Here is a 19,950-nt window from a genome sequence, read left to right as displayed (position 1 = left end):
ATGTTCTACGTTAGGATTTTTGAGTTCAGAATACAATTTAAGGGGTTACAATATTAGGAATTGTCATTTTTCGATTTTGATTTCCTAAGGCAACCATTTCTTATCAAAGTTAGGCTTGCGTTTTTCTAAAAATGCATCTCTCCCTTCTTTGGCTTCATCTGTCATATATGCCAATCGGGTTGCTTCTCCTGCAAATACTTGCTGTCCCACCATTCCGTCGTCAGTAAGATTCATTGCGAACTTAAGCATTTTAATACTTGTTGGTGATTTTCCTAAAACTTCTTGAGCCCAATCAAAAGCGGTCTGCTCTAATTCGGCATGAGGAACCACGGCATTTACCATTCCCATTTCAAAAGCCTCTTGTGCGGAGTAGTTTCTTCCGAGGAAAAAGATTTCGCGAGCTCTCTTTTGCCCTACCATCTTTGCAAGATAGGCACTCCCGTAGCCACCGTCAAAACTGGTTACGTCTGCATCTGTCTGCTTAAAAATAGCGTGTTCTTTACTTGCCAAAGTCATATCGCAAACCACATGCAAACTATGTCCGCCTCCTACTGCCCAACCTGGGACAACACAAATAACCGCCTTAGGCATAAAGCGTATCATTCGCTGTGCATCAAGAATATTTAATCTGTGGTATCCATCATCTCCTACATAGCCTTGATGTCCCCTTACTTTTTGATCACCACCACTGCAAAAACTGTAAACACCGTCTTTATTAGAAGGCCCTTCTGCAGATAATAAAACCACGCCAATACTCGTATCCTCTTGCGCATCGTGCAAGGCATCTAGTAATTCAGCCGTTGTTTTGGGTCTAAAGGCGTTTCGTACATCCGGTCTATTAAAAGCAATACGCGCTACATTGTGAGATTTCTTGTAAGTTATATCTATATATTCTTTTGCAGTTTTCCAGTCGGGTTTGAGCATAATTGTTATTTTTACTCAAAGATAGAAAATGTTTGTGGTTTGGGGTTTATACTTCCTGGTTACTGCAGCGATAAACTACGGACTATAAATAATAAACATTTATTATGAAGAAAATATTTTTTGTACTTACTTTCATTTCTTCCTTGACTTTGTTGAGCCAAGAAGATTATAAGTTCACCACCGTTTTAGATCTAGAAACCACGCCTGTAATAAGTCAAGGAAAAACCGGCACCTGCTGGAGTTTTAGCAGCACTTCTTTTCTTGAATCTGAAGTCATAAGACTCACCGGGAAGCAAGTAGATCTTTCTGAAATGTATACCGTACGAAATACATATCCTAAAAAATTAGAGAACTTTGTAATGCGTCAGGGAAAAGCTCAATTTAGCCAAGGAGGATTGGCGCACGATGTATTGAACTCTGTTAAAGACTGCGGTATGGTACCTAATGAAGTATTTAGCGGTCTCTTTCAAAACGAAACAAGTCACAATCATTCTGAATTAGTTGGAGTTTTAAAAGCAATGGGAGAAACCTATATTAGTAATCCTGCAAGAAAACTAAGCAAAAAATGGAAGCCAGCTACGGAGGCTGTTTTGGATATTTACTTAGGAAAAAACGTGACTAATTTTACTTATGAAGGAAAATCTTATAGTCCAGAAAGTTTTAGGGATGCCATGAAGATTGTACCCGCAGATTACCCTACCATAACGTCTTTTACACACGAACCATTTTACACAGCGTTTATCCTTAATATACCAGATAACTGGAGCTACGGAAGCATGTACAACATTCCAATAAACGAAATGATCGAAAGTATTGACAATGCATTGGCAAAAGGATTTACGGTAGAGTTAGATTGCGATGTGAGTGAGCGTACTTTTTCAAGCAAAGATGGTGTTGCAATAATCCCTGCGAATTCAGGTGACAACAAAAAAGCTTTGCAAGGCCTATATCCTGAAAAGAATATTACCCAAGAATACCGTCAAGATGAATTTGAAAACTTTACGACAACCGACGATCATTTAATGCATATCACCGGATCTCTAACAGATCAAAACGGAACTAAATATTATAAAGTGAAAAACAGTTGGGGCGATGATGCCGAAAGAAATGCCAATGGCGGATATGTATATTTTAGTGAATCGTATATGAAGTTAAAGGCCATTAGCATTACACTTCATAAAGACGCAATACCAAAAAAGACTGCAAAGAAGTTGAATTTATAATAACGCTGAAACTAATAATCTATTGGCTTAAAATTTGATACTGACCTTTCGATGAAATATTTAGTTTATATTTTTTTATTTAGCGGTCTTCAAGTCGTTGCTCAAAACGATTTTGAAACTCGTTACTATACCATAAATTTAGAATCCTTACCGGACATTCCAAAAGCCGCAAGTGTTTTAGATAAGATGCCCAAACAAAACAAAGGAAGTTTCACCCTGGGCGCAGCACCCTCATATCAAAATACCAAAAATTCTTTTACGATAACCGCTTCTAATTACTGGCAACCTGTAGACATGGCTGTTGCATTAACAGGAAGCACCATCCCCTATAGTAATAGCCAATTTACCACTACAAGACTGCAGGAAAAGCAATTTGGGATTACCATTCAAGGAAGTACTGGTCAGACCTCTTTTGATTTTGGTGAAGGCGGAACACAGATTAAAAATGATGTTTATATAAATCAACAACAGCCTTTTTTAAACCCAACTGGACTGCCCAGATACCGAAACCTAAATTCTCTACATCACCGTCGCAGAGGGATTGACTGGTAGGTAGGCAGCGAATACATTGAGACCTTTATTTTCTGCACCATCCTTTAGAATCTTACATTCACTCATACCTCCAACTACTCAAATCCGCGCCCTTGGGCGCACTTTCATTAATTCGTTTCATAATTTTTGGCAAGTACATACTATTGTATCTCAGTCTTGAAATATGGTTGGGTTCGGTTGGGTCTCCGTTCCAACAATGTTCTGCTCTATCGCCGTAGGTAACTTCCCCGTCGTAATAAGGTTCAGACGTATTTTCTAAGAAATCCTCCATCAAATACACGGCATTGTTGAGGTAATAGTTATCCATATCACCGCAGTAGATATGTATTTTACCTTTTAGCTTATCGCCTAATTTGCTCCAATCTCGTTCTAAAATATGACGTAAATCATAATTTTCTTTCCAATAATTCGCCACTTCTTTGTCTATATCGCCCGTATATTTATCCCAAATACGTTGCGGATAGCCGTCGTCGCCCAAGGGTGAATAGGTTGCTTCCCAAATATCCCATTGTTGCCCAGAGCGTGATTTATCTCCGAGTACTAATTCCAGATGATTTCCCTTTCGAAGCGTGCTTGAGATTTGTCCTAAGTAATCTCTTTTTGATGGCACTTCTAGTTTTGCAAAATCTCCTTGGTAGAAGTATGCGTTTTCATCTTCGTAAATATTGGTCAAACAGTATGCGCTAAAATCTATAGGGTCTGGACAGGCTGCAAAACAACCATTGTATTCGTCAGGATATTTAACCTGAACCGCTAATGCTTCCCAGCCGCCCGTGGAGCCGCCGTATAAAAAACGAGCCCAGCCCTCACCTAGTCCTCTAAACTGCTCCTCGATATAGGGAATTAACTCGTAGGTGATCGCATCGCCATAGGGACCTTGTGCCGCACTATTTACTGCGTAGCTGTCATCGTAATAGGGTGTCGGGTGTTGAATTTCTATAATAAGCATACGCGGAAAGTCTGGCGAAATCCATCGTTCGTAAAAATCGTAGGCCTCTTGTTCTAGTACTTTATTATAGCCGTCTACCTTGAAACGGTCTGAATATTCTGATTTCATGTTTGGATCTAATCGAGTCGTTCTCCAATTACCAAAATCGCTTGGAAAATGACCTTGAAAGACCATCAATGGGTATTTTGCTTCGGGATGTTTATCAAAATCTTTGGGCAGTAAAATATGCGCGCCCAAATACATATCTCTTCCATAAAATGCGGAGAGTTTTTCAGATTTCATTTTAATATGTTTTACCCACTCCGTGTCCTTTGGTTCTTCAATAGGTGGGATGATTTTATCGATGGTGATATTTTCAGTAATACTACTTTCAGTAGAGAAAGAAATTTCTACGGGATCGTTATAGATATTTCCTGGCGATTTATTCCATTGCTGCCCTTCGCCATTATCCATAGGCAATTTTACAGTATGACCCGTTGACAAATTAAAGGTCTCATAAGTGTGTAATAACGCTTGAACGTAATAGGTGTCGCTGGGTATTTTACTCAAACTATCTATAGGATAGCCAAAGTCCTCGTCTGTAAAGGTGATCGTTTCTCCAGGCTTTAATCCTTCTACATTCTTTCCAAAAATCAACTGGGTTTTAACCCCATCATTAATTTGAAAGCGCGGTTCAGCATCCGGATTTTTGGAGAACATTAACAATAATCTACCGTCAATACTAGTCGTGTCAATAGCTGTTGAGAGTGTTACTGAAAATTTGGTCTTGGGCGATGTAGTCTCCTTTTTGCAGCTTAACATTGTAAGAAGGACCAAAAGTAAAATAAGTGTATTTTTCATGGGATGGTAAATTTCCTATAAAAATACAAATAAACAACATCGAGGTTGAGGCATCGAGGTGTTAAAGTTCCAAAATAAAGTCAAACCTGCCTGACCAGTAGGCAGCATCAAGATTAAAACACAATTGAGAGTCCTGGAAAGTCAGACCAACTCAATCCCATCTTCTTTCAACACTATCTGCTTGTCTTTATAAAGTGTCCCAATTGCTTTTTTAAAGCTCTTTTTACTCATACCCATTTCATTTTTAATGGTATCTGGGTCCGATTTATCGTGCAATGCAATAAATCCTCCGGCTGCTTTGAGTTCTTCTAGAATGAAGTTTGCATTAGGCTCAATGCTTTTATAACCGGGTACTTGTAATACAACGTCTATTTTTTTGTCTTCTCGAATGCCTTTTATATAGGCCTTCATTCTATCTCCAGTGCGCACATCTTCAAAAATATCATCAATAAAAATAAGTCCTTTGTATTTTCCGTTGATAATTACGTTTGCACCTAACTCCGTTAAGTGAGTGACCATAATATCCACTTCTTCTAATTTTTCTAGTTCAACAGTATCGTTAGAAAGATATTTATTGGTTTTACTAGCGCCTACAAGTCTATTGGTTTTGTCGTCTAAATAAAGATAAATGATGTACCAATTTCCAACTTTCATTGGCCTTGCTTGCTCAGAAAAAGGTACAAATAATTGCTTTTGAACGCCCCAATCCATATAGGCGCCAAACTCATTAACATCGCTACAATGCAAATACCCGAAATTATTTAAAGTAACATAGGGTGTTAAGTTAGTCGCTACTGGACGCTCATCGTAATCAAGATAAACAAATACCTCAAGCATATCTCCTATTTCAAAATGCTCAGGTTTGTATCTATGTGGGAGCAACACCACGTTTTCCTCTGTATCACCAAGGTACAAACCGGGATCTGTTTCTCTTAAAATTTCTAATGTATTGTAGACGCCTAGGTTAATCATTTTGTCGTATTTATTTGTTGCAAAGGTACGATATTGTAGGAAGCGTATTTTAAAAACCGAACATCATTTGAGGTAATCAAAATAATCTAAAAGAATGGAGTCATTAATTTCGGAAGGCGTGAAAATTTCTAGTAGTTGTGTGCTCTCGTTGCGACTTAAAAACTTTGGCAATTCGCTTTCTAACGTTTCTTTTGAATTAACCGAACTATAGGAAACCCCAAACTGCTCGCAAACTTTTTGTGCAGTTAAAGAATGTTTGGTTTCAAAAAAAGTTTCAAAATGATCAATTTTCTTTGCATTGGGAAGAATTTTAAAAATTCCGCCGCCCGCATTATTCACTAAAATTATCTTGAAGTTTTTAGGAATGTAGTTATTCCAAAGCGCATTGCTATCGTAGAAAAAACTTAAATCTCCCGTAATAAAAATGGTGTCTCGATCACTAATTTTTGCAGCCCCTATTGCGGTACTCGTACTGCCATCAATACCACTAGTCCCTCTATTGCAAAAAACTTGAATACTCGAATCAATATCAAAAAGTTGTGAATATCGGATGGTGGTGCTATTACTTAACTGTAGATTGATATCTTTAGGAAGATGATTAAATAATTGACCAAACACCCAAAAATCTGAAAATTGAATCGTATTCATATACCTACTGTGACCTTCTAGCCGGAGTTTCTTTATACCAATAAATTCACTTTTAAAATCTGAATCTAGATTTTTACTAGTGCTTTCTGTCAGTAACACCGAGAGAAAATCATTAGCCTGCATTTTAAAGTGTCGTTTAAGAGAAAAGTAGGTGTCATAAGCCTTTTTCAGATCTATGTGCCAATGTATTTCAGGCTTATAGGTTCTTAAAAAGGCTTTTATTTTTTTTGAAACCACCATTCCTCCAAAAGTGACTAAAAGGTCAGGTTTAAGAAGCGCTCTTTGATTCTCAGTCAACGGCGCTAAAAATTGGTCTATAGATGGAAAGAAGTTTTGATGATGTACATTAGAGGTGGTTTCTGTCAACACTAGTGTATTTGAATCTTGTGCGAGTGTATCCATCCATTTTTGGTCGATACTATTGGGTTGTAAAACTCCAATTAAAACAATTCGTTTTTTTGAGTTAGACCAATGTTCTTCTATCCTTTCCGTTTCCGCTTTATTTAATTCTTCACTAATTACTCTTCTCGCCGGAACATCTTGGGGTCTTACTTGAGGAATTGCTACCGTTTGATATAGCGGTTCAGAAAACGGACAATTTATATGAACTGGACCGAAAACTTCCGTAGCAGTGTTCAATGCAATATTTATTTGTGTTTCATTATGTATTTGATATTCATCTCCTTCAATACAGTTTGCACTATAAAGAATGTGGTTTTCATAAACATTTTCTTGTTTGATAGTTTGTCCATCACCTATTTCAATTAAAGCTACTGGCCTATCTGCCGAAAGGACTACTAGCGGTATATCACTGTAATATGCTTCAGCAACTGCAGGATAATAGTTTAATAGTGCCGATCCTGACGTACAAACCAAGACCACCGGTTTTTGTAATTGCTGCGCAATTCCTAATGCAAAGAAGGCTGCACTTCGTTCATCTACAATAGAATAGCAGGTAAAATAATCGTTGTTAGTAAACCCAATGATTAGCGGTGCATTGCGAGAGCCAGGAGAAATAACAATGTGTTGGATACCTTTTGACTGGCAAAGTACCGTAAGTGTTTGTGCTAATACTTTGTTGCTAAATTTCATTAGCACAAAGGTACATATTAGAAGCCTTTTTTTATGGAACGCATCTTGACTTTTTGTTTGGAACCGAGAATTGTGGCTTCTGCGCGCTGATCTAGATATTTTTTAGAAGCACCACCATAGTTAAGGTACTCGAAAATCGTTGTATTAGAATTCAAAATGTGCCATTCGTAAATAAAAAAATCAAGATGGTTTCACAATAAAGGTTGCAATACCTGATACATGGTAGCCAATTTATTTTGTGTTTCCTCCCATTCTGATTCTGGTTCAGAATCAGCAGTAATTCCACCACCCACATAAATAGAAGCTTTATTGTCTTCCACTTTCATACAACGAAGATTGACAAAAATAGCAGCACAATTATCCTTTTTAAAAACAGGACCTAAAAAGCCAGTATAAAATTCCCTTTCATAATTTTCAAGTGATTCTATAATTTTCTTTGCTGTCTTTTTTGGCATTCCACAAACCGCTGGAGTAGGATGCAAAGCGTTTGCTACTTTAGGGAGAGAACTTCTACTATTTTTAATAATTCCTGTTATTTCAGTTTTAATATGATACAAAGATCCTGCTTTGTAGGATATTGGCTTCGTTGTTTTTATAACCGCAGTAATTTTTTGTAAATCATTCACTATAGCCTCTGTTACAATCTCTTGTTCCGTTATTTCTTTTGCATTCCAATGAGGCTCAGAGCCAGCTACTTCTTTTTGTGTTCCAGCAAGCGCCATAGTACAAAATGACTCTCCATCACTCTGAAAAAGAAGTTCTGGAGTTGCTCCACACCACAAGCCCGTCTCTGGATGATACCACACATATCTAAAGGTAGTACTATGATTTGCAAACACACTTTTAACCAATTCAATAATAGTAAAATTCTTTAAGGGTATTTCTTTTTTTCTTGAGGCTACAACTTTAAGAACTCGTTTGCTTTTTATTTCATTTAATATTGATGAAACTAATGCAATGTGCGTGCTCTTTTCATCTTGAGTAGCTATTGGTAATGTATTCAAATCATTTTCACTAGGAAAAACAATAAATTTGTCAACTTTGGATTCTCTTTCAGGAATGCACAAAGCTTTTCCATTAAATAGAAACGGCGCAAAAATGAAAGCAGATTCCGTAAATTTTTCACAACTAAACAGGGTAGCATTGTTTTGAATAAAACTAGTAACAATGTTGCTATTTGGCATCGAGAATAGCACAAATGGTATTTTTTGTGACCAATGTTTTTGCAGGCTATCCAATATTTTTTCTGTATTCATATTCTATTTACGCAAAGTAAGCGTAGTCAGTTTTACTAAAGATATTAAGTTTTCATCTTCATCAAGTATTTTAATCTGCCAAAGTTGTGTTGTTCTTCCTTTATGAACTATCGTAGCATGTGCATATACATAACCGCTTGAGATACTTTTAACATGATTGGCAGAAATTTCAATCCCACGTATTGCCACCTTCTTTTCGTTTAAAAAAATATGCGCACCGGCACTGCCAACGCTTTCTGCAAGGGCTACAGACGCCCCTCCATGCAAAACACCGTCTGGTTGATGCACCTTACTAGTCACTGGCATTTGTGCAACAACAGTATCATTAGTAATGTCAATAAATTTTATATCTAGTGTTTCCATTAATGTATTCTTGCACATTAAATCACACTTCTTTAATAATTCCTCTTTCTCTTTATCCATTGTATATGTTTACTTTTGTAAAGCTACAAAAAGAACTAAAAATGGCTCAAGAAAAACAAGTTTCTTATACAACAAAAAACACCTATTGTACGCTCAATGATCTTACTGAAAATACCAAGAATATTTGGATTGTATTTCATGGCTTAGGATTTCTAAGTCGCTATTTTTTAAGGTATTTCGAAGGTTTAAACCCTGATGAAAACTTCATCATTGCCCCTCAGGCACCTTCCAAACATTATTTGGGCACTTCCTTTAAACATGTTGGAGCTTGCTGGCTAACAAAAGAAAATACAAAACTCGAAACCGAAAATGCCTTAAATTATATTGATAAAGTAGTGGATGTAGAGATCATAAAAGAAGACTGTACTATTATTATTTTAGGGTATTCACAAGGAGTTTCTATTGCAACAAGATGGATGGCTTCCAGAAAAATCGCTTGTTCAAAATTAATTTTACACAGTGGCGGAATTCCTATAGAACTCAACCCCAAAAGTTTTGACTATCTGGATGCAGACACGAAGGTAATTTATCTCTATGGAAATAAAGACAAATATATTAATGCAGCAAAAAAGACTGAAGAGACATTAAAAGCTTCAAAACTATTTCATAACCGACTAGAAATAAATGTTTTTGACGGTGTTCACGAGATTCACACTCCCTCTATTTTGCGCTTTGCAGAATAATAATACACTTCATCAGTGTTTTTTATCGATAAAATTTGCATTATACCATTTTTTGTGTTTTATTTACAGAGTAATGTATAAAAAACCAAACAAATCATGAAAAATATTCTTTTACTTATAACCGTTTTAATTGGTACTTCTACTTTATTTGCTTCTATCCCGCAAAGCGAAAAAGATGCATTAACAGACTTGTATATCGCTACTCAAGGCGAAAAATGGTTGCGTACTTGGGATTTAAATGAGCCTGTTGAAAAATGGCACGGGGTAACCGTAGTCGATAATTCTGTTACTTCTATAAGTTTATTGTTTAATAATCTGGATGGTATTTTACCAAACTCTATCGGCGACTTCCCGAATTTATTTAAATTAGAGCTTTCTTTTAATAAGTTATCTGGTAAAATCCCTACGAATATTAATCAGCTACACAATCTCGAGATTTTTGCCATTAATGGAAATAATATTTCTGGTACGATCCCTTCAAATCTTGGTAATCTTAAGAATTTGAAAGAATTTCACGTGAGTAGTAATAGTTTAGAAGGTAGTATTCCAATAAGTATTGGGAGTCTAGAAAATTTAAAAGTATTTAATGTATTTGACAATAACCTAACTGGAACAATGCCTTATTCACTTTCTAATAATGAGAATTTAACAACTTTGGTTATTGCAAAAAATGAAATAATTAACACTGATGCTTTTGCAAAACTTACATTGTTTGAAGGTGAAAATGATTCTCAATTCAAGAACAATACTATTATTACCCCTGCAAAGACTATTATTGCGAATGAAACTAGTGATGATGAGAATGACTAAGAGAAACATCTAATGATTTATTTAAAACTCTCGTCTTCCTAGACGGGAGTTTTTTTTTAGGTATTACTAAATTAAAGTAAAGCATTAATAGTAATAGTAATGTTCAATAATTAGGAGAGCTCCTTTGAGATATGATTAGGGATACTACTAGTAACAGATAGGTTATAATAAAAAACCGCTATGGACAAAGAAACGCTTCTTAAGTCTATATTTAATTTATAGTCAAAGTTTTCCTCCAAATTTGTAGTAGCGACAAAGTAGTAATTTAACCAAATTATCTCCTCAAGAAAAATTCGCTCACAAGAATTGCATCCTACTATTATAGCAAAATTCTAGATGTTCGTATCCCTAACCAAAAATATTAGAACCCAGCAAACATATTATTTACAGGGTTTTAAAAAATAAATAAGTAAGGTTGTTAAGAAAAAAAAGACCGCTAAAAGCGGTCTTTAATTAGAAATAATCAAATGTGTTACTTATTTATAATACGTTTTGTTGCCTTGTATTCACCACTATTTAGTGCGACAAAGAATACTCCAACAGGAGAGGAAGATAAATCAAGTTTGGTTCCATATTCGTTACCGCTTTTAATTAACATCCCGGAAGAAACTAATTGACCCAGTGTATTATATACCTTTACGTTTACATCACCGAAATCTCTTTTAGTTGTAAAGTTTAAATCATATATTTTTGAAGAAGTAGGAAGAATTGAAAATTCACCTGCATTAAATTCTACATCTTCAGTGGATAAGATGGTGTTATCTACAACAATAGTAAACCCATCGTTTGGAATGTTTTGATCACCACCTAAAGAAGTTCTTGCTTCAATAGTATACGATTGTTGCGGAGTAGACAAGTCTAAAGTTTGAGCGAATGTAAATGTTGCTTCTTCTAAAGGTTGAATCGTTCCTGTAAAATTTTCAGTTACTATTGGAGCTCCATCTAATAATAATGCAACCTCAAAATTAGATTGTGGGTCATTACCAAAATTGAAGATTTTTACGGTAACCGTTTCGGCATTTGTTAAATTACCGCTTTCTGGACTATCAAAATTAAAAACACCAATATCTGAATTGAAACCATTGTTTAATCTGAATGATGCTATTCGAGTTCTCCATTGATTTACACCAACAAAATATTCTGAAGTATGCCAAAAAGTGAGTCCGTCAGGATCCATAGTTAAGTGTGAATAATCACCAAACCTGTTTGTATTCGTTTGCCTTCCAGTTCCATCTATTATGGTACTTTCTGGAAATGTCATAACACCTAATTCATCCCCATCAAACCGTCCAGTAAATTTAATACTTGCAAATGTTTCTTCACTTCCTAAGTTATAGCCCATACCAATATTTCCATTAATATCCATAGCAGCACTGCTCATAAACCTTCCTTCACCGTCATCTGGAGCATAGGTGCCTTCCTGAAATATTTCCCAATCATTTGTGCCATCGTTTCTTAATTCTATCCAGCGTATCCCTGGAGTAACTCCTCCTACATCCGTATTAAAAGTAATTACCCAAGAATTATGCCCAGCAAATTTTCTGTAATTTGCTGCGAAACTTATAATACCACTCTGAGCATCATATCTTCTTGTAGTTTGAGGCTGATCAATATCACCACTCCCAAAAGGTCTTAAAAAGGAATCAAAAGCAGCCGTTGGGATTTCTAACGGAGTCGCTGAAATTGTTGAATTACTTGGCGTATTAAAATCTACGTCAATTTCCCAAACTTTAAGGTGATCAAAATCAACTCCTCCCCCCCATTGGTTATCTTGAAGGTAAACAATATACCCAGGCGTGCCCGTGTCAAAATCCGTTCCTAATAAATGAGCAGGTTCTGGACTAAAAACGGTGAATGGATTTCTACGAACTCCAGGCAAGTTGAATCCTAGAATGGTTGGATTTGCATCTCCGTTTAAAAGAGCTTGCCTATCTATTGCGTAGGTCGTATTCCCATTAGATTTATTCGCTGTCATATAATAAGCATCTGGCCATACAGCATAATGGGGATAATCAGGAAAGGAGTTTAATGGATATTCGTATACACTATAACTTCCTGTAGGATCTGGTGTTTCCGAAATACCAATAATTAAAGCATTATCTGATATTCTAAATTGACTAACGAAAAAACGATCTGCCATCTGATCATACATTACTATTGGATCCCCATTATTATTTCCAGATCCAAGAAAAGTTCCTAAAGATGTGGGTCCCGCAAGTAATCCTCCGTTTTTATCAAATATTTTAACGACTAAGTTTACCGCATGAACATAGTGATTTGGTCCAACCGCACCAGAAGGGTCTGGTGGTATAGCTCCGCCTTCTTGAATGGTTGCGCCATCAAAGTTTTGCATGGTGGTTAATAGTTCTCTAGTACCTTGCTCTGTTTGAATAACTGGATCTGGAGTTTGCTCAATAGTTCCAACTAAAACTGGTTCTGCTCCTATAACGGTTGGGTCAAAACGTTGTTTAACTTCTCGTACGCTTTCTAAACCTTCCGCTTTAAGCTCAGCAACCGTTGGCATATCACGCAATGGGATTGTTTTACCAATAAATTCCCCTCGTATTATCTCAGAGGGCGCATTTTTTTCTTGAGAAAACAATACTGAAGTACAAGCAATAACCGCTAGTGTACTAAGAATACTTTTAAAATTCATACGTTTATATTTAGTTAAATATCAAGTTTTTACAATTTAAGTAATAATTTATACGATACCTATTAAAGATATCAAAAAGGGTAAAGTAGTTAATTACTTTACAATAAAGCGCCCTGTTTTGCTAACATCTGTTTTTGTTCCTCCAACTTTTAATATATAACTTCCACTAGATGCATCTCGCATATCAACTTCTATTTTATAACTGGTACCATCATAATTATCTAATAAAATAGTTTTTAGTTGTTGTCCTAGTAAATTATAAATGGTCGCATACATTTTACCTTTATAAGCAGTAGTTAAAGTTACCTCAAATATCGAATTATCCTTAGAAGCAATTATAATTTCAGAGTTCAATAAATCAAAATCATTAACTCCTAAAAATCCAATATTCACAGTATAATCTTCTGTTTCACCATAATCTGTTTCCTCACAGGAATCTGGCGGTACTGGACCATTCCAATTAGATTTCACTCTCATAGTATGCAATCCCATTGCTGCGTTAGCAGGTACCGTTAAGGTTGTAGTTTCTGTATAACTCCCCCCATTTTGACCAGGAGCAATTACATAATCACTAACGACTAATTCATCATTAGTAAAACTAAAATCATCATTAAAATCAATCCAAACATTAACAAATTGGTCTCCAAATCCTGTAGTAAACGTTATTGGTGTTGAAGATGCACTGTCTAAATTTGCTATAAGATCTGTAAAATCTCCATACCCTTCGCATCCAGAAGGATTGTTAATATCTGCTACCGAAACGAATTGAAATCCATCTCCAAATTCACAATTTCCAGTGGGTTGGCATAAATTATTCGTTACTATTTTTATAGTCTGATTGTTAGCTGCCAATTGATCCGCATTCAAAGAGGTTTGCGCAACAATTGTATAATCTCCAAGCGCGGTAAAATCTCCTTGTGCTGCAAATGTAAATGCCATTGACTCTCCTAAGTTTATTGTGTTTGTAAAAACTTCGGTCACTGGGGCACCTCCATTAATGGTATAGATTACCTCAAAATTAGACTGAGGGTTTGCTCCAAAATTTGTAATATCTACAATAATATCTAAAACCCCTAAACCACTTCCTGTATCTGGCGAGGTAATTTCAGTAACACCTATATCATTCGTTAATAAATGAGTAACATTCTTTGAGAAGCTGTTATTTCCAGCAAATTCATCTCCTGTAAGATCGGCACTAGCATTTAACTCGTAGGTTTGGCCCTGGGTTGAAAGATCTACTGTTTGAGTAAACGTATAGGTTCCTGTTGCATTAGATAAAATAGTTCCCGAAAATATTTCGGTTGCTACAACGGTACCATCAAGTACTAAGGTTATTGGAAAATTTCCTTGTGGATCAATACCAAAATTTCTAATTGAAACCTCAACAGACTCTGTTGCAGTTAACACTCCATCTTCAGGATTTATTATATTGTTAACTCCTACATCATTACTAAAACCACTAGATAATGTAAAGGAAGCTACTCGCGAACTCCAATTGTTATCTGCTGTAAAATATTCTGCCGTATGCCAAAAGGTAAAATTATCTGGATCCATCGTTAAATGAGAATAATCTCCAAATCTGTTTGAAAATGTTTGAACTCCTACTCCATCAACAATCGTAGTCTCTGCAACGGTCATTTCTCCTAATGCATCGCCATCAAAACGCCCTGTATATCTTATTCCAGCCGGTTCAGTGGCACTTGCAACATTAAATGCAAGACCAATATTACCTGCCGCATCCATTGCCGCACTGCCCATAAAGCGACTTAAACCATCTGCTGGCGCATAGGTCCCTTCTTGAAAAATAGACCAGCCATTAGTGCCATCATTTCTTAATTCTACCCACCTCACTCCAGAAGTATCATTGCCATCAACATCAACGTTGAATGTTATAATCCAAGTGTTATAGGTTCCAAATGAACGGTAGTTTGCAGCATATGAAATGATACCACCTATCATATCAATTTTTTGATTCGTGCCTGGTTGGTCAACATCTCCCGTTCCAAAAGGCGCGAAAGTAGCTTCAAAAGGTGCTGTAGGAATTTCTAAAGGAGAAGATATCGAAGAGTTATTTATATCTGTCCAATCTACCTCTATTTCCCAAACTTTTAAATGATCGAATGAAATTCCTCCCCATCCATCATCTTGTAAATACACAATATAGCCAGGCACGTCTGCAGGGAAATCAGTTCCTGTTAGGTTTGCTGGTTCTGGAGAAAACACTGTGTTTGGATTGTTTGCGACTCCAGGAAGATCAAATCCTACGATTTGAGGATTGTTACCGCCTGCAAGAATAACATCTCTTTCAATGACAAAAGTAGTATTAGCACCACCCTTATTTGCGGTTAAATAATAACCGTCAGGCCATACCGTGTAATGTGGGTAATCTGGGAAAGAATTAAAAGTATACTCATATACAAAATAGGTGCCAGTTGGATCTGGGGTCGTCGATACCCCTACAAGCAATCCATTTCCAGATGGTCCAAACTGACTCACAAAATAACGATCTGCTAATTGATCATAAAGAACAATAGGGTCTCCATTATTATTTCCTGAACCTAAAAAATCTCCTAAAGAAGTAGGCCCTACCAATAAAGATCCTGTTTTATCAAAAATCTTAATGGCAACATTAACCGCATTTACATAATGATTTGGTCCAACTGCACCCGTTGGGTCTGGTGGTGTAAACCCGCCAGCTTCATTGCCTGCAATCCCGTCAAAATTAGCTTCCAATGCTTCAATAGTTACCCCTCCATTGGCTTGTTGTCGTAAGGGATCTCCATTTAGTGGTAATGCATTTTGATTTACTTTTTCATTTGCTCTTAATTTGTTTTGTACAACCTTAAGCCTGTTAGGCCCCTCAGAAGCAGACTCGTCTATTGTCACAAAATCTCTTAGCGGTATCGTTTCTCCTAAAAAAATTCCTGTGGTTACTGATGACGGCGGAAGCTTGTCTTGTCCAAATACTTCAATAGCAGAGAAAAAGATTGCTATCAACAACATAAATTTAAATTTCATGACGGTAGTTTTAATTATTTTTCTTGGTCCTCGCAAAATACTAGTAATTGTTGAAAACTTACTTCAAAACTTATAAATAGTGATACTTTTATTAGAAAAATATACTCCTAAAAATAGCTACCTTTGTTTTTAAATAATTCTATAGAGGAAATGATTCATTTTTTTGGCAGTGAGAAGGAAACTATTTATGTTGTTCAATCTCGAGACGCTTTATCAGAAAACACAACCCATAAATTAATATGGCTTTTTGGCAACAAACCCAAACTAAACAAATCCGCTTTGACGGGTTTTTTTATTGGACCTCGTGTCACAATGATTACTCCTTGGAGCACCAATGCTGTTGAAATCGCTCAGAACATGGGGATTGAAAATTTAGTTCGTATTGAGGAGTTTAAAGCGGGTTCTGAAACTACAGGTTTTGATTCCATGTTACTTCAAGGGTATACCGCATTACATCAGAAAATTTTCGATATTGATGTCACACCTCAGCCCATTCTCAACATTGATGATATTGCTGGATATAACACACAAGAAGGTCTCGCACTAAACGACGAGGAAGTCGGTTATCTGAACGATCTTTCGAAGAAATTAGGTAGAAAACTAACAGATTCAGAAGTCTTTGGTTTTAGCCAAGCAAACAGTGAGCACTGCAGACACAAAATCTTTAATGGAACTTTTATCATTGATGGCGAAGAAATGCCTGAATCATTGTTTAAGATGATTCGTAAAACTTCCGCAGAAAACCCAAATACTATTGTATCAGCTTACAAGGACAATGTTGCTTTTATAAAAGGACCAACAATGACACAGTTTGCTCCTAAAAGTGGAGACAAACCAGATTATTATAAAAAGACAGAACATGAAAGTGTGATCTCTATAAAAGCTGAAACACATAACTTCCCAACAACTGTTGAACCTTTTAATGGTGCCGCAACGGGTAGTGGTGGAGAAATTAGAGACAGATTAGCTGGCGGAAAAGGCTCGTTGCCTTTAGCAGGAACAGCAGTTTATATGACCTCCTACTCAAGGCTAAACGACGAGCGTCCTTGGGAAAACGCAATGGACGCTAGAGATTGGTTATACCAAACGCCTTTAGATATTTTAATCAAAGCAAGTAACGGTGCATCAGATTTTGGAAATAAATTTGGACAACCTCTTATTGCTGGCTCTGTACTCACTTTTGAGCATAATGACACTTCGGCCTTGGGTCATCCCGAGCATGTCGAAGGGCCCACTGCTCGTAAATTGGGATATGACAAAGTAATCATGATGGCTGGAGGTATAGGCTATGGAAAAGCAGATCAAGCTTTAAAAGACACACCACAAACCGGAGATAAAATAGTTATTCTAGGTGGAGATAATTACCGTATTGGTATGGGAGGAGCTGCCGTTTCTAGCGCAGATACGGGTGCCTTTAGCAGCGGTATTGAATTAAATGCGATCCAACGTTCCAATCCAGAAATGCAAAAAAGAGCCGCTAACGCAGTTCGTGCTATGGTGGAAAGCGAAAAAAACCCAATAGTCTCTATTCACGATCACGGCGCTGGAGGACATCTTAATTGCTTAAGTGAATTGGTGGAAGACACAGGAGGAAATATTGACTTAGATGCCTTGCCTGTTGGTGATCCAACACTTTCGGCAAAAGAAATTATTGGCAATGAGTCTCAAGAAAGAATGGGACTTGTTATTGGCAAAAAAGATATCGAAACGCTTAAAAGAGTCGCAGAAAGAGAACGCTCGCCAATGTATGAGGTGGGGGCCGTTACAGGGGATCATAGGTTTGTATTTGAAAGTAAAACCACGAGAGAAAAGCCTATGGATTTTCAGTTGGCAGATATGTTTGGGAGTTCTCCAAAAACAGTAATGAATGATGTAACTGTAGCTCGTAAGTACACTAATGGTGAATACGTGCTAGCAAACATTAAAACATATATTGAGCACGTACTTCAGCTAGAGTCTGTTGCTTGTAAAGATTGGTTAACAAACAAAGTAGACCGTTGTGTAACTGGTAAAGTTGCCAAACAACAATGCGCAGGCCCATTACAATTACCTTTAAACAATTGTGGTGTGATGTCGCTGGATTATAACGGCAATGTAGGGGTCGCTACAAGTATTGGTCACGCTCCTATTTCTGGACTTATTGATCCCGTTGCAGGATCTCGAAATGCAATAACCGAGTCCCTTACAAACATCATATGGGCACCTCTAGAGAACAAGCTAACAAGTGTATCCCTTTCAGCAAACTGGATGTGGCCTTGCAATAATGAAGGGGAAGACGCAAGATTGTATAAAGCAGTTAAAGCAGTAAGCGATTTTAGTATCGAATTAGGAATTAATGTCCCAACGGGAAAAGATTCTTTATCGATGAAACAGAAATATAAGAATGAAGATGTGATTTCTCCAGGAACCGTAATTATTTCTGCAGCCGGTCAATGCGATGATATTAAAAAAGTGGTGGAACCTGTCGCAAAACTCGAAGGAGGAAACTTGTACTATATTAATATTTCGCAAGATGACTTTAAGCTAGGTGGTTCTGCATTTTATCAAACCCTAAATGCTATTGGTACGGAAGCACCAACAGTAAAAAGTGCTGGGTATGTAAAAACAGTTTTCAACACGATCCAACAACTAATTATTGAAAACGAAATCATAGCAGGTCACGATGTAGCATCTGGCGGACTTATAACTACGCTCTTAGAATTGTTCTTTGCAACGCCTAATATTGGCGCAACACTAGATTTATCTGGTTTAGGTGAGGATATGACAAAGATGTTGTTTGCTGAAAACTGCGGAATTGTAATACAAGCGAAAAACAACTCCTTTTTAGAAACTTCACTTACCTCAAACAACATCCAATTTCATATCCTTGGAACTGTTGCTGAAACTACTGCCTTAAAAATTAGAGTAGGAAGTAATGAACTCCTACTTGATATTGCTGAAATGAGAGATGTTTGGTATAACACCTCCTTTCTTTTAGACCAAAAACAAAGTGGATCTCAAGCCAAAAAACGTTTTGAAAATTATAAGAATCAACCACTTAAATTTACATTTCCAACACAATTTACTGGGAAACTAGATCAATATAACGGCCACCGAATCAAAGCAGCAGTCATTAGAGAAAAAGGAAGTAATAGCGAACGTGAAATGGCGAACGCAATGTACTTAGCAGGCTTTGATGTAAAAGATGTACATATGACCGATTTAATTAGCGGTCGAGAAACATTGGAAGACATTCATTTTATTGCTGCGGTAGGTGGTTTCTCAAACAGTGATGTTTTAGGAAGCGCCAAAGGATGGGCCGGTGCTTTTTTATACAACGAGAAAGCAAACAAAGCATTGAAAAAATTCTTTGATCGTGAAGATACGCTTTCATTGGGCGTTTGTAATGGCTGCCAATTGTTTGTAGAATTAGGATTGCTAACTCCCGATGATGCAGAGAAACCAAAAATGCTTCATAATGACAGCGGCAAGTTTGAGTGTTCATTTACTTCGGTAACAATTCAAGAAAACAATTCGGTGATGCTCTCTTCATTGGCTGGAAGTACCCTAGGTATTTGGGCAGCGCACGGGGAAGGTAAATTTTTATTTCCGCAAAAAGAAAATCATTATAATATTGTTGGGAAATATGGCTATGACGCCTTCCCTGCAAATCCTAACGGAAGTGATTATAATACCGCAATGATGACAGATCCTACAGGAAGACATCTGGTAATGATGCCGCACTTAGAACGTTCTACTTTTCCTTGGAACTGGGGTCATTACCCAAGCGATAGAAATGACGATGTTTCGCCGTGGCTAGAGGGATTTGTAAATGCCAGAAAATGGCTTGAAAACAAGTAATTTTCTCACAGTTATATACTCTTTAACATAAAAAACTGAAAGGTTTGGCTAGTTTTACTGTCCA

The 19,950-nt window shown here is 36.8% G+C and carries 13 protein-coding genes; 5 read left to right on the top strand and 8 right to left on the bottom strand.

The window, feature by feature from the left end; all coding sequences use genetic code 11:
- Nucleotides 1-84: 84 nt before the first annotated feature.
- Entirely contained in the window at nucleotides 85-924 is an 840-nt protein-coding gene (locus ABXT67_RS12540; RefSeq protein ID WP_415374389.1) for a 1,4-dihydroxy-2-naphthoyl-CoA synthase, read from the bottom strand.
- Between the two features lie 104 nt (nucleotides 925-1,028).
- On the opposite strand from ABXT67_RS12540, the gene ABXT67_RS12535 reads away from it, so the two are divergent.
- Together ABXT67_RS12535 and ABXT67_RS12530 are read left to right on the top strand one after the other, a co-directional pair.
- Nucleotides 1,029-2,147 carry a C1 family peptidase gene (locus ABXT67_RS12535; RefSeq protein ID WP_415374388.1) on the top strand — a complete coding sequence of 373 codons (1,119 nt, stop codon included), beginning with the start codon at nucleotides 1,029-1,031 and terminating at the stop codon, nucleotides 2,145-2,147.
- A 51-nt stretch (nucleotides 2,148-2,198) separates the two neighbouring features.
- Nucleotides 2,199-2,699 (top strand): hypothetical protein, encoded by a 501-nt coding sequence (locus ABXT67_RS12530; RefSeq protein WP_415374387.1) that lies wholly within the window; start codon nucleotides 2,199-2,201, stop codon nucleotides 2,697-2,699.
- Between the two features lie 58 nt (nucleotides 2,700-2,757).
- Here the strand turns inward: ABXT67_RS12530 and ABXT67_RS12525 are convergent, their stop codons facing one another.
- The 5 genes from ABXT67_RS12525 to ABXT67_RS12505 all read right to left on the bottom strand — a co-directional run bounded on the left by ABXT67_RS12525 (nucleotide 2,758) and on the right by ABXT67_RS12505 (nucleotide 8,879).
- The gene (locus tag ABXT67_RS12525) at nucleotides 2,758-4,488 is read right to left on the bottom strand and encodes an alpha/beta hydrolase-fold protein (RefSeq protein ID WP_415374386.1); all 1,731 of its coding nucleotides are present in this window, start codon (nucleotides 4,486-4,488) and stop codon (nucleotides 2,758-2,760) included.
- Nucleotides 4,489-4,629: 141 nt separating this feature from the next.
- Nucleotides 4,630-5,460 (bottom strand): S1 RNA-binding domain-containing protein, encoded by an 831-nt coding sequence (locus tag ABXT67_RS12520; protein ID WP_415374385.1) that lies wholly within the window; start codon nucleotides 5,458-5,460, stop codon nucleotides 4,630-4,632.
- 63 nt (nucleotides 5,461-5,523) lie between these two features.
- Entirely contained in the window at nucleotides 5,524-7,200 is a 1,677-nt protein-coding gene (menD, locus tag ABXT67_RS12515; protein WP_415374384.1) for a 2-succinyl-5-enolpyruvyl-6-hydroxy-3-cyclohexene-1-carboxylic-acid synthase, read from the bottom strand.
- A gap of 191 nt (nucleotides 7,201-7,391) precedes the next feature.
- Nucleotides 7,392-8,456, bottom strand: coding sequence for an isochorismate synthase (locus ABXT67_RS12510; RefSeq protein ID WP_415374383.1), 1,065 nt, complete (start codon nucleotides 8,454-8,456; stop codon nucleotides 7,392-7,394).
- Nucleotides 8,457-8,459: 3 nt separating this feature from the next.
- Nucleotides 8,460-8,879, bottom strand: coding sequence for a PaaI family thioesterase (locus ABXT67_RS12505; RefSeq protein WP_415374382.1), 420 nt, complete (start codon nucleotides 8,877-8,879; stop codon nucleotides 8,460-8,462).
- 41 nt (nucleotides 8,880-8,920) lie between these two features.
- On the opposite strand from ABXT67_RS12505, the gene ABXT67_RS12500 reads away from it, so the two are divergent.
- Together ABXT67_RS12500 and ABXT67_RS12495 are read left to right on the top strand one after the other, a co-directional pair.
- Complete coding sequence (locus tag ABXT67_RS12500) at nucleotides 8,921-9,562, top strand: alpha/beta hydrolase (protein ID WP_415374381.1); 642 nt, start codon at nucleotides 8,921-8,923, stop codon at nucleotides 9,560-9,562.
- Nucleotides 9,563-9,658: 96 nt separating this feature from the next.
- The gene (locus ABXT67_RS12495; RefSeq protein WP_415374380.1) at nucleotides 9,659-10,372 is read left to right on the top strand and encodes a Two component regulator three Y domain protein; all 714 of its coding nucleotides are present in this window, start codon (nucleotides 9,659-9,661) and stop codon (nucleotides 10,370-10,372) included.
- Nucleotides 10,373-10,844: 472 nt separating this feature from the next.
- Here ABXT67_RS12495 and ABXT67_RS12490 read toward each other — a convergent pair whose 3' ends face one another.
- Nucleotides 10,845-13,028, bottom strand: a complete 2,184-nt coding sequence (locus ABXT67_RS12490; RefSeq protein ID WP_415374379.1) for a T9SS type A sorting domain-containing protein — start codon at nucleotides 13,026-13,028, stop codon at nucleotides 10,845-10,847.
- 93 nt (nucleotides 13,029-13,121) lie between these two features.
- Nucleotides 13,122-16,046, bottom strand: a complete 2,925-nt coding sequence (locus tag ABXT67_RS12485; RefSeq protein WP_415374378.1) for a GEVED domain-containing protein — start codon at nucleotides 16,044-16,046, stop codon at nucleotides 13,122-13,124.
- Nucleotides 16,047-16,196: 150 nt separating this feature from the next.
- On the opposite strand from ABXT67_RS12485, the gene purL reads away from it, so the two are divergent.
- Nucleotides 16,197-19,886 (top strand): phosphoribosylformylglycinamidine synthase, encoded by a 3,690-nt coding sequence (gene purL, locus ABXT67_RS12480; RefSeq protein ID WP_415374377.1) that lies wholly within the window; start codon nucleotides 16,197-16,199, stop codon nucleotides 19,884-19,886.
- Nucleotides 19,887-19,950: the final 64 nt, after the last annotated feature.

The sequence above is a fragment of the Patiriisocius sp. Uisw_017 genome (assembly GCF_047731265.1).
Lineage (GTDB): Bacteria > Bacteroidota > Bacteroidia > Flavobacteriales > Flavobacteriaceae > Patiriisocius.
This window is presented reverse-complemented; position numbering and strand designations above follow the sequence as displayed.